This is a genomic window from Sagittula sp. S175 (assembly GCF_049800975.1).
GTDB lineage: Bacteria > Pseudomonadota > Alphaproteobacteria > Rhodobacterales > Rhodobacteraceae > Sagittula.
Genome location: NZ_JBNAGB010000002.1, coordinates 203,471 through 213,271, shown reverse-complemented (window position 1 = coordinate 213,271; position 9,801 = coordinate 203,471). Strand labels below are relative to the sequence as shown.

General features: G+C 65.7%; 8 protein-coding genes. 3 read left to right on the top strand and 5 right to left on the bottom strand.

Annotated features, from left to right (window positions below; translation table 11 throughout):
• Positions 1-166 precede the first annotated feature (166 nt).
• Positions 167-1,459 (bottom strand): tyrosine--tRNA ligase, encoded by a 1,293-nt coding sequence (gene tyrS, locus ACP16H_RS04120; protein WP_425070985.1) that lies wholly within the window; start codon positions 1,457-1,459, stop codon positions 167-169.
• A gap of 73 nt (positions 1,460-1,532) precedes the next feature.
• On the opposite strand from tyrS, the gene ACP16H_RS04115 reads away from it, so the two are divergent.
• Complete coding sequence (locus ACP16H_RS04115; RefSeq protein ID WP_425070984.1) at positions 1,533-2,642, top strand: anhydro-N-acetylmuramic acid kinase; 1,110 nt, start codon at positions 1,533-1,535, stop codon at positions 2,640-2,642.
• Between the two features lie 31 nt (positions 2,643-2,673).
• On the opposite strand, the gene ACP16H_RS04110 is transcribed toward ACP16H_RS04115, so the two are convergent.
• Genes ACP16H_RS04110 through ACP16H_RS04100 form a run of 3 tightly spaced genes read right to left on the bottom strand, consistent with a single transcriptional unit; the run spans position 2,674 to position 4,920 of the window.
• Positions 2,674-3,618, bottom strand: a complete 945-nt coding sequence (locus ACP16H_RS04110; RefSeq protein ID WP_425070983.1) for a type VI immunity family protein — start codon at positions 3,616-3,618, stop codon at positions 2,674-2,676.
• A gap of 40 nt (positions 3,619-3,658) precedes the next feature.
• On the bottom strand, positions 3,659-4,528 hold the full coding sequence (locus ACP16H_RS04105; RefSeq protein WP_425070982.1) for a hypothetical protein: 870 nt from the start codon (positions 4,526-4,528) through the stop codon (positions 3,659-3,661).
• Entirely contained in the window at positions 4,525-4,920 is a 396-nt protein-coding gene (locus ACP16H_RS04100) for a hypothetical protein (RefSeq protein ID WP_425070981.1), read from the bottom strand. Before ACP16H_RS04100 ends, ACP16H_RS04105 begins: the two co-directional genes overlap by 4 nt.
• Before the next feature lie 511 nt (positions 4,921-5,431).
• On the opposite strand from ACP16H_RS04100, the gene ACP16H_RS04095 reads away from it, so the two are divergent.
• Entirely contained in the window at positions 5,432-8,626 is a 3,195-nt protein-coding gene (locus ACP16H_RS04095) for an Rne/Rng family ribonuclease (RefSeq protein ID WP_425070980.1), read from the top strand.
• 84 nt (positions 8,627-8,710) lie between these two features.
• On the opposite strand, the gene ACP16H_RS04090 is transcribed toward ACP16H_RS04095, so the two are convergent.
• Positions 8,711-8,932 carry a sulfurtransferase TusA family protein gene (locus tag ACP16H_RS04090; protein ID WP_425070979.1) on the bottom strand — a complete coding sequence of 74 codons (222 nt, stop codon included), beginning with the start codon at positions 8,930-8,932 and terminating at the stop codon, positions 8,711-8,713.
• Between the two features lie 93 nt (positions 8,933-9,025).
• On the opposite strand from ACP16H_RS04090, the gene ACP16H_RS04085 reads away from it, so the two are divergent.
• Entirely contained in the window at positions 9,026-9,775 is a 750-nt protein-coding gene (locus ACP16H_RS04085; RefSeq protein WP_425070978.1) for a cytochrome c biogenesis CcdA family protein, read from the top strand.
• Positions 9,776-9,801: the final 26 nt, after the last annotated feature.

The following is a 9,801-nucleotide window of genomic DNA, read 5'->3' as shown; positions in this document are numbered from 1 at the left end:
GGGGTGTCCCGCTTTTTTTGGTGTTTTTTCCGGGCATAAAAATCGGGGGGGGGGCCCCCCCCCCCGGTCGCCTCGCGCAGCGAGGCGAAACACCTTGTCAACCAATCGCCCCGAAGGGCCGGTACATAGAGCGACAAACCGCGCCAAGGCCGTATGCGGCGCGTCCTCAGTTCTCCAGCTTCACAAGCGCGTGGCGTTTCTTCCCGGCGGACAGCTTGATCGGTGCGACGCTCAACACGGCAGCGTCAACCATCAGGCCTGCGTCGGTCAGGGCCGCGTCGTCCATTCGCGCGCCGTCCTCGGCGATGAGGCGTTTGGCGTCCTTGCCGGACTTGGCCAGACCGGAGCGGACCAGCAACTGCACGATCGAGATGCCGTCGCCGACCTCTTCCGCCGTCAGAAGCAGCGTGGGCAGGTCGTCACCCACACCGCCTTTTTCGAACACCTCACGTGCGGTGGCCTCGGCGGCGGCGGCCGCTTCGGCGCCGTGGCACAGGGTCGTGACCTCGTTGGCGAGGATGATCTTGGCATCGTTGATCTCCCGCCCGCCAAGGGACCCGAGGCGTTCGCATTCTTCAAGAGGCAGCTCTGTATAGAGCTTCAGGAAACGGCCCACGTCCGCGTCCGTGGTGTTGCGCCAGAACTGCCAGAACTCGTAAGGGGAGAGCATATCGGCGTTCAGCCACATGGCGCCGCCCTGCGACTTGCCCATCTTCTTGCCGTCTGAGGTGGTCAGCAGCGGCGAGGTCAGGCCGTAGATCTCGTGATCCAGAACACGGCGCGTCAGGTCGATGCCGTTGACGATGTTGCCCCACTGGTCGGACCCGCCCATCTGCAACACGCAGTCATAGCGGCGGTTCAGTTCGAGGAAGTCGTAGGCCTGCAGGATCATGTAGTTGAATTCGAGGAAGGACAGCGACTGTTCCCGGTCCAGCCGCGATTTCACGGATTCGAAGGACAGCATCCGGTTGACAGAGAAATGCCGCCCGATGTCGCGCAGGAAATCGAGGTAGTTGAGGCTGTCCAGCCATTCGGCGTTATTCAGCATCAGCGCTGCATTGTGCGGCCCGACCGCTTCGCTGCCTGAAGGCACGGTGGCCCCATCGCCATACGACAGGTACTTGGCAAAGACCTGCTTCATGCCGTCGATGTTGGCGTCGATCTGCTCCGGGCCAAGCAGCGGGCGTTCATCGGAGCGGAACGACGGATCGCCCACCTTTGTCGTGCCACCGCCCATCAGCGTGATCGGCTTGTGCCCGGTCTTTTGCAGCCAGCGCAGCATCATGATGTTCAGAAGGTGCCCGACGTGCAGGGATTTCGCCGTGGCGTCATAGCCGATATAAGCGGTGACCACCCCTTGCGTCAGCTTCTCGTCCAGCGCCTGGTAATCGGTGCAATCAGCGAGGTAGCCGCGCTCCATCATGACGCGCATGAAGTCCGATTTGGGATGGTAGGTCATGGGGGGCCTCTCGTATATAACGTGGGAGCCGTATAAGGGGCGGGACGCGCGAGGAAAAGGGCATGTTGCAGGCATGAAGGGTTCGGGACACATCTGGGCGTTGGGGGCGATGTCGGGGACGTCGCTGGATGGTGTGGATGCGGCCTGCGTGCTGACCGACGGCGTGACGATCGAAAGCTTTGGCGAGAGTGGGTATCGTCCCTATTCGGATGCCGAGGTCGCGGTGCTGCGCGCGGCGCTCGGGAAGTGGCCCGGCGAGGGGCTGGAGGCGGCACTGGAGGTCGTTCAGCGTGCACATGTCGAGGCGCTGGCGGATTTCGACGGCGTGCAGCTGGTGGGCTTTCACGGCCAGACGCTGGCGCATGACCCGAAGGGGCGCGGCACGCATCAGTTGGGGGACGGGGCCGCTCTGGCCGAGGCGATGGGGCTGCCGGTGGTCTGGGATTTCCGCTCGGCGGACGTGGCGCTGGGGGGCGAGGGCGCGCCGCTTGCGCCGTTCTTTCACTGGGCCTGTGCAAAATGGGCGGGCCTGACAGAGCCCGTGTGTTTCCTGAACCTTGGCGGGGTGGGCAACATCACATGGGTCGATCCGCGATCGGCAAATCCCGAGGCGGATGGCGCATTGCTCGCATTCGACACCGGGCCTGCCAATGCGCCGTTGAATGACCTGATGACAGAGCGGCGCGGTTTGGCCTTTGACGAAGGCGGCGCGCTGGCGAAGCAAGGGCGCGTCGAGGACGGCGCTTTGGAGCTGTTCCTCGAGGAGCCGTTCTTTCGCCGGATGCCGCCAAAGTCGCTGGACCGGGACGATTTTTCGCTGATGCTGGATCTGGTGCGCGAGTTGGACGACGCTGATGCGGCGGCGACCATGACCGGCATGGCGGCGACGGCGGTGATGGTGGGGATGGAGCATTGCCCCACGCCGCCCGCGCGGGTGCTGGTCACCGGCGGCGGGCGCAAGAACCCGGTGATGATGCAGATGCTTTCGGTTGGACTGGATTGTCCGGTCGAGCCGGTGGAGGCCGTGGGACTGGACGGTGACATGCTGGAGGCGCAGGCCTTTGCCTATCTCGCCGTGCGGGTGGCGCGCGGCCTGCCGACCTCGGCCCCGGGGACCACGGGCGTCGCGGCCCCGGTGGGCGGCGGGCAGATTTCCCGCCCGGAGACGGCGCCGGTCGGCTGATCCTCAGTGGCGTGATCCCCGGTCGGTGCCGTCAGTCGAAGCGCGCGCGCCAGTCCTTGCCAAAGGCAATCATGTCGCGCCCGGCGGCACCGGGGAAATAGGCCGCGTCCGGTGCGCCCCGCAGCGATGCGATCAGCCGTCCGGGGATGGTGTAGCTTTCGGCTGTCATGCCTTGCTCGGTGTCGCCGATCTGGGGGGCGCCTGCCGCGATCAGGGACAGGCCACCCGCCCATGGCCGGACCTGTCCGCCAAAGCCGGTGATGACCTCTGCGACCTTTGCCGCGCCGCCGATCCGGTCCGCCAGATCATCGGCCAGAAGCGTGATCCAATTGGCCGCCACGGGGCCTTCGCGCACCACGTGCAGCGCTGCACCTTGTGCGGGGTAATCGAGACCGGGGAAGCGATCGAGGACAGAGGCCACGTCGGCCATCACTGCCTTGCCGTGCGACCACGCGCCATGTGCTGTCAGGGCAAAGCCTGCACTGCCATGCCATGCGCCAAAGCGCGCGGCGGCATCGGCGGTCCAGTGGGTCAGGGGGGGCAGGCCCTCTGTCATCTGCCGCGCCATGGTCAGTCCCATGCTGACATAGGTCATCGGCTGCGGGTTCCACGCGGCGGGCAGCAGGCATCGGAAATACAGCGGGTGGGCGTCGTCCCGGTCCGCGCCGCCGTGCAGGTGCAGGCCGAACCCGCGCGCCGGGTCCTGTTGCGTGACAAAGGCGGGGAGGGCGGCCGGGTCGGTTTGCGAGATCGGCAGCAGGTGCTGGCCGTCAATGCCTGCAAAACGGATATGCGGTCCTGCGAGGTCCAGGAACAACTGCAGCGCATGGGCGACGGCGGCTGTGGTCTCGGCGGTGCGGGGGCGCGCATGATAGAGCGAGACCGCAGGCCCCACGCGCATCACTTGGCCGCCGCGCGTGGGGATGCGGATGTCGTCGATGGTTTCGGCGGTGAGAGCGGAGGGATCGTTTGCCATGGCCGGGACTTTCAAGCGGTTGCGTTGGGCGCGGGTCGGATCATTGTGCACCGAGCGCCGTCAGGAAGGCACCCCCGGCGGCGATATCGCCAATGGGGCCGTCAAAGGGTGACAGGATCGCGGCAGCCGCCACCACGCCCAGACCGAACAGCGTCCAGCCGCCGACACCGCCGTTTTCGGGCGCGGGCAGCGGTGGTGGTGCGGGGACCGGGGCGGGCGCAGGCACCGGGACGGGGACGGGCTGCTGCGAGGGATCGTTCTGAGAGGCAGGCAAAGGCGCCGGAAAGGGCACCCGCCTGCGCTGGTCGTTGCCGCAATCGCAGGAGCCTTCGGTCTGGATCTGAGCGCTGCCGGTCGGGCCCGCGATGGCCTGATAGGCGGCGAGCTGTTCCATGTTCTCCGGGTCGCCCGCGAATTTCTGTTCGATGACCCTTTCGATGTTGGGCGCTTGCGGTGGTGCGGTGGGGTCGCGGACCACGACGATGTCGGGGCGGCGCACCATGCCGCTGCCTGCGGTGTAGCCGGGAATCTCGGACTGGGCGCGGCCTTGCCAGTAGGTGGACCGCTGCTGCCCCCCGCCGCCGCGATGCATGAAAGGCGAGGGCGGAACGGTGGTCATGTTGTAGCTGAACTCGGCCTTGTAGCGGCTTTGGTAGCCCAGCATCTGGTCGGCACGGTCCAGCGTTTCCTGCACGCAGCGTTGCCGCGCGCCGGTGCCCGGCGAGGTGCGGCAGCAGCACATGACATCGCAAAAGACCGAATCCTCGACCGCCTCGACGCCCGCGTCGCGGACGATCCTTGTCGGGCAGGGCGTGGTGCCGGTGCACAAGGGGTCGGTGCCCGCGTTGACCGCCGTTACCGCCGTCGAGAGCGCCGCAACCTGCGGCCCATGGGTATCGGCGCAGGTCATGGTTGGCGCATCCTGTCCAGCCAGCGCGCGGGCGCGTCAGAGACGGCAAGCTGCGCGAAAAAGCCCGGTGGCAGCATGGAAATTGCGTGGACCATGCGCTGTTTCGAATCCGGCGCGCTGGCCACCGCCTCGCGGAATTCCCGTGTCAGATCAAGCGAGGGCGCGATCAGCAACAGCGTTTCCACAAAGGCCGATGCGTCCGCTTTGGAGCGCAGGCCAAAGGCTTCAGCATCGCGGGTCTTGTGAAAGACGAAGCCGGTCAGCTCGTCCTCGGTCCAGCCCGCAAGGCGCTCGGGCTGGCGGGCCAGCAGGTCCTTTGCCATCTCGCGCGAGGCTTCCAGCCGCCAACGGTCGATCTCAAGGTCCAGAACCGCGTTACTCAGGTTCAACATGGAGGCCTCATTCAAATCTTCGGTTTTTGGATAGCGGCCATGGGGGGCGTGTCAACCCAAGGGGGTACGGTCTAATCCTATTCGCACGCTTTTGCCCATTGTCATTTGTTGCCCTGCGGCCTTATGTTAGCGGACAGGCCAGAGCGCGTTCGAGCGCCAGCCAGAGAGTTTCGCTGCCGCGGACCGCGCCAATTGGCGCCCGAGGCAGAACGATTGGGTCCCGAGGGGCGCAGCGGACACGCGCCGCAGCACCCCGGAGGCCGATGAACCGAGCCCGGACCGCCAAAAGCGACGGGCTTCATGAACGGGCGTTCGTCGCGGAGTATGCGCGGCAAGAACGTCGGAGAAGAACCGCGATGACGCGCGCGACGCATGAGAGGCACAAGGGCAGGAGCGGAAACGCCGCCCCGCAGCCATGCGCACGACCGTCACTATTCGCCCAGACAAGACACGCCCTACGACTCCTTGCGCCACCCGGTTCAGGGGGCCTTGCGGTGTGCAATAAGGTTACATGGCAAAGAAGATGCTCATTGATGCCACCCACGCGGAAGAGACCCGCGTCGTGGTGGTTGACGGAAACAAGGTCGAGGAGTTCGACTTTGAATCGGAAAACAAGCGCCAGCTAGCTGGCAACATCTACCTGGCAAAGGTGACGCGCGTCGAGCCGTCCCTGCAGGCGGCATTCGTGGATTACGGTGGCAACCGCCACGGATTCCTCGCGTTTTCCGAGATCCACCCGGATTACTACCAGATCCCCGTCGCCGACCGTCAGGCGCTGATGGAGGAAGAGGCTGCGCTGGCCGCTGCCGAGGACGAAGACGAGAAGCCCAAGCGGTCTTCGCGGTCGCGGTCGCGCAGCAAGTCGAAATCGTCGTCGAAGTCCAAGTCTTCGTCGTCGAAGCCGTCGGATGAGTCGCCGCGCGAGATCTCCGGCATGGAGACCATCGACCTGAGCGAGGACACCGAGGCGGAAGTGATCGCCGAGGCGGGCGCTCCGGGCGAGGGCCTGTCGCCGATGGAGACGGTACACGAAGCGCCGATGGGCGAGCCGGTCGATTCTGTCGAGTCGGATGGTTCGGACGAGACCGTGGCCGACGTGGCCGCTGCAGCTGAGGTTGCGCCCGAGATGGCCGTTCCGGCGCAAGAGCCGGTCGCGGAGGCTGAGGCTGTTGCCGACACGCCGGCCGAAGTGGCCCCGGTCGAGGACGCTGCGACCGAAGAGGCTGTCGTAGACGTCGCGCCGGAAGAGGCCCCCGTGGCCGAGGCGGTTCCGGTCGATGCGGAACCTGCCGCTCCGGTAGAGACACCCGAAACCGTGGCTGAAGAGGCCGCGGAAGACGCGGCTGAGGAAACCGCCGCCGACGGGTCCGAAGATGGGGAAGAAGGGTCTCAGCGTCCGATGGCGGCTGATTCCGAGGATGATGCGCTCGTGGTCAGCGCCGAACCCGGCGAGACCGTTTCGGACGAAGACGACAGCGACGAGTCGGATGATGAGGACGACGAAGACGACGACGCCGTGGCCCGCGACGAGACCATCGAATCCGTGGCCGATGACGATACGCACGAGGATATTCGCCCCGTCCGCAAGGCGCGTCCGCGCCGCTACAAGATCCAGGAAGTCATCAAGGTCCGCCAGATCATGCTGGTGCAGGTGGTGAAGGAAGAGCGCGGCAACAAGGGCGCTGCGCTGACCACCTACCTGTCGCTCGCCGGTCGTTATTGCGTTCTGATGCCGAACACCGCACGCGGGGGCGGTATCTCGCGCAAGATCACCAATGCGGCGGACCGCTCCAAGCTGAAGGCGATTGCCAACGAGATCGACGTGCCGAAGGGCGCGGGCCTTATCATCCGCACGGCGGGGGCCAAGCGCACCAAGACCGAGATCAAGCGCGACTACGAATACCTGCAGCGCCTGTGGGAGCAGATCCGCGAACTGACACTGAAATCCATCGCACCGGCGAAGATCTACGAGGAAGGTGACCTCATCAAGCGCTCGATCCGCGACCTGTACTCGCGCGAGATCGACGAGGTTCTGGTCGAGGGCGAGCGCGGCTACCGCGTGGCCAAGGACTTCATGAAGATGATCATGCCGTCCCATGCCAAGAACGTGAAGCATTACACCGAGCAGATGCCGTTGTTCGCGCGCTATCAGGTCGAAAGCTACCTCGGTGGCATGTTCAACCCGGTGGTGCAGCTGAAATCGGGCGGTTACATCGTGATCGGTGTGACCGAGGCGCTGGTTGCCATCGACGTGAACTCGGGCCGGGCGACCAAGGAAGGGTCGATCGAGGAGACCGCGCTGAAGACGAACCTGGAGGCGGCGGAGGAAGTCGCGCGCCAGTTGCGCCTGCGTGACCTCGCGGGCCTGATCGTCATCGACTTCATCGACATGGACGAGCGCAAGAACAACGCCGCCGTCGAGAAGAAGCTGAAGGACAAGCTGAAGACGGATCGCGCGCGCATCCAAGTGGGACGGATTTCGGGCTTTGGCCTGCTGGAGATGTCGCGCCAGCGTCTGCGTCCGGGCATGATCGAGGCGACGACACAGCCGTGTTCCGCCTGCCACGGCACGGGCCTAATCCGCTCGGATGACAACATGGCGTTGCAGATCCTGCGCCAGATCGAGGAAGAGGGCGTCCGCAAGCGGTCGCGCGAGGTTCTGGTGAAGTGCCCGGTGGGCATCGCCAATTACCTGATGAACCAGAAGCGCGAGCATATCGCGATGATCGAGGCGCGTTACGGCATGGCCGTGCGCATCGAGGGTGACGTGCATCTGATTGCGCCCGACTTCTCGATGGAGAAGTTCAAGACCGCGACCCGCACGGTGCCCGAGCCTTCGGCGCATGTGGTTTCGGTGGATACCTCGCTGATGGACCTCGTGGATGAGGCCGGGGATTACGATCTCGACGAGGAAGAGGCCGAGGAAGACGAGGTCGAGGAAAAGGCGTCGACTTCAAACGGGTCCGGTGGCTCGTCCAACGACTCGAACGGGTCGGAGGAGGGCGAAGACAAGCCCAAGAAGAAGCGCCGTCGTCGCCGCCGCAAGTCGAAGTCCAAGGACGGCGACCAGCGCGATGACAGCAACGGCGAGTCCGATGGCGACGACTCGGACGACGGCGACGACGAGAGCGATTCGTCGGATGCATCCACCGACGCAGGTGAGGGCGCTGCGTCCGAGGCTGGCGACGAGGCGGCCGATGGCGCTGCTGCGGACGATGCTTCGGATGAGGGCGAGACCAAGAAGAAGTCCAGCCGCTCGCGGTCCCGGTCGCGCTCGCGCAGCAAGTCCAAGTCGTCTGACAAGGACGGTGCCGAGGCTGAGACCAAGGTGGACGAGCCGGTCGCCGAGGTGGCAGAGGCCCCGTCCGTGGCGGAGCCCGAGGCATCTGCGGATGTTGCTGAGCCTGCCGCCGAGGCGCAGCCTGTGGCCGAAGAGCCCGCGGCTGTCGAGGAGAAGGCCCGCCCGGCACGGACCCGCGTCAAAGCGTCGGATTACGTTGCGCAGATGGCGGCCAGCACCGGGCCGGAGGCGGAGCAAGCTGCGGCTGATGCGGCTGCTGAATCGCCTGCCGAGGTGGTTGCGGATGCGCCCGCCGAGGCCGTTCCCGAGACGGCGGAAGCTGTGGCTGAGGTCGTGACGGAACCCGCCGCCGAGGCAGAGGCGGACAAGCCCAAGCGCAAGGGCTGGTGGTCGCTGGGCCGCTGAACCGGAAGAGATGAAAAGATGAGGCCCGCGTCCTGATGGATGCGGGCCTTTTTCTTTTGGCGTCAGGGCTTTGTGCGGCGAAGCTCAGGCTTTGCGGATGGTCCAGACCATTGCTAATCCGTCCTCGCGGCTGTCGACCAGCGTATGTCCGGATTCGTTGCAGAAATGCGGGATGTCGATGATCGCCGCCGGATCATCGGTGGTGACGGTCAGCGTGTCGCCCGGCGCCAGCGCCTGAAGGCGTTTGCGCGCCTTGAGGACCGGCAGGGGGCAAAGCAGACCGAGGGCGTCGAGTTCGTGTGTCATGGTGCGGATTTAGCCTTGATGTGACGAAGCGTCCACGGGGATGTGAGCGTGCGGGGCGTGACGGGACCGCGCGGATGGCCTAAGCGTTGAGCCATGTTCGGAATCGAGATCATAGACGCGTCCTTGCTGCCTGCGATGCTGGTGGCGCTGGTCGCCGGGATTGTGTCCTTCCTCAGCCCTTGCGTGCTGCCGATCGTGCCGCCTTATCTGGCGTTCATGTCGGGTGTCAGCATGGGCGAGATGCAGGAGGGGCGCGCGCGCGGGAGGGTGGCGCTGGCGGCGCTGTTCTTTGTGCTGGGTCTATCGACGGTCTTCGTGCTGCTGGGGTTCACGGCGTCCTGGCTGGGGTCGTTCTTCTTGCAGAACCAGGTGTGGCTGGGACGGGCGGCGGGCGTCGTGGTGATCGTGTTCGGCCTGCATTTCCTTGGGGTATTCCGGATCGGGTTCCTGGACCGCGAGGCGCGGATGGACGCGGGCGAGGCGGGCGGATCGGCGTTTGGCGCCTACCTGCTGGGGCTGGCGTTCGCGTTCGGCTGGACGCCCTGCATCGGGCCGCAGCTGGGCGCGATCCTGTCGCTGGCCGCGACAGAGGCCTCGGTGGCGCGGGGCACGCTGTTGCTGGGGGTCTACGCGGCGGGGCTGGGTTTGCCGTTCCTTTTGGCGGCGATATTCCTGAGTCGCGCCATGGGTCTGATGAACCGCATGAAGCGGCACATGGCCATGATCGAGAAGGTCATGGGCGGCTTGCTGATCGTGGTGGGGCTGGCGCTGGTGACCGGGGCGTTCTCAACCTTCTCGTTCTGGCTGCTGGAGACATTTCCGGCGCTGGCGACTCTGGGCTGAGGCACGGTTTCGGTTTTTCCGGGGGT

Coding starts and splice junctions, on each gene's coding strand:
- ACP16H_RS04095 (WP_425070980.1), top strand. CDS start 5,432: ATGGCAAAGAAGATGCTCATTGATGCCACCCACGCGGAAGAGACCCGC.
- ACP16H_RS04100 (WP_425070981.1), bottom strand. CDS start 4,920: ATGTTGAACCTGAGTAACGCGGTTCTGGACCTTGAGATCGACCGTTGG.
- ACP16H_RS04110 (WP_425070983.1), bottom strand. CDS start 3,618: ATGGCAAACGATCCCTCCGCTCTCACCGCCGAAACCATCGACGACATC.
- ACP16H_RS04090 (WP_425070979.1), bottom strand. CDS start 8,932: ATGACACACGAACTCGACGCCCTCGGTCTGCTTTGCCCCCTGCCGGTC.
- tyrS (WP_425070985.1), bottom strand. CDS start 1,459: ATGACCTACCATCCCAAATCGGACTTCATGCGCGTCATGATGGAGCGC.
- ACP16H_RS04085 (WP_425070978.1), top strand. CDS start 9,026: ATGTTCGGAATCGAGATCATAGACGCGTCCTTGCTGCCTGCGATGCTG.
- ACP16H_RS04105 (WP_425070982.1), bottom strand. CDS start 4,528: ATGACCTGCGCCGATACCCATGGGCCGCAGGTTGCGGCGCTCTCGACG.
- ACP16H_RS04115 (WP_425070984.1), top strand. CDS start 1,533: ATGAAGGGTTCGGGACACATCTGGGCGTTGGGGGCGATGTCGGGGACG.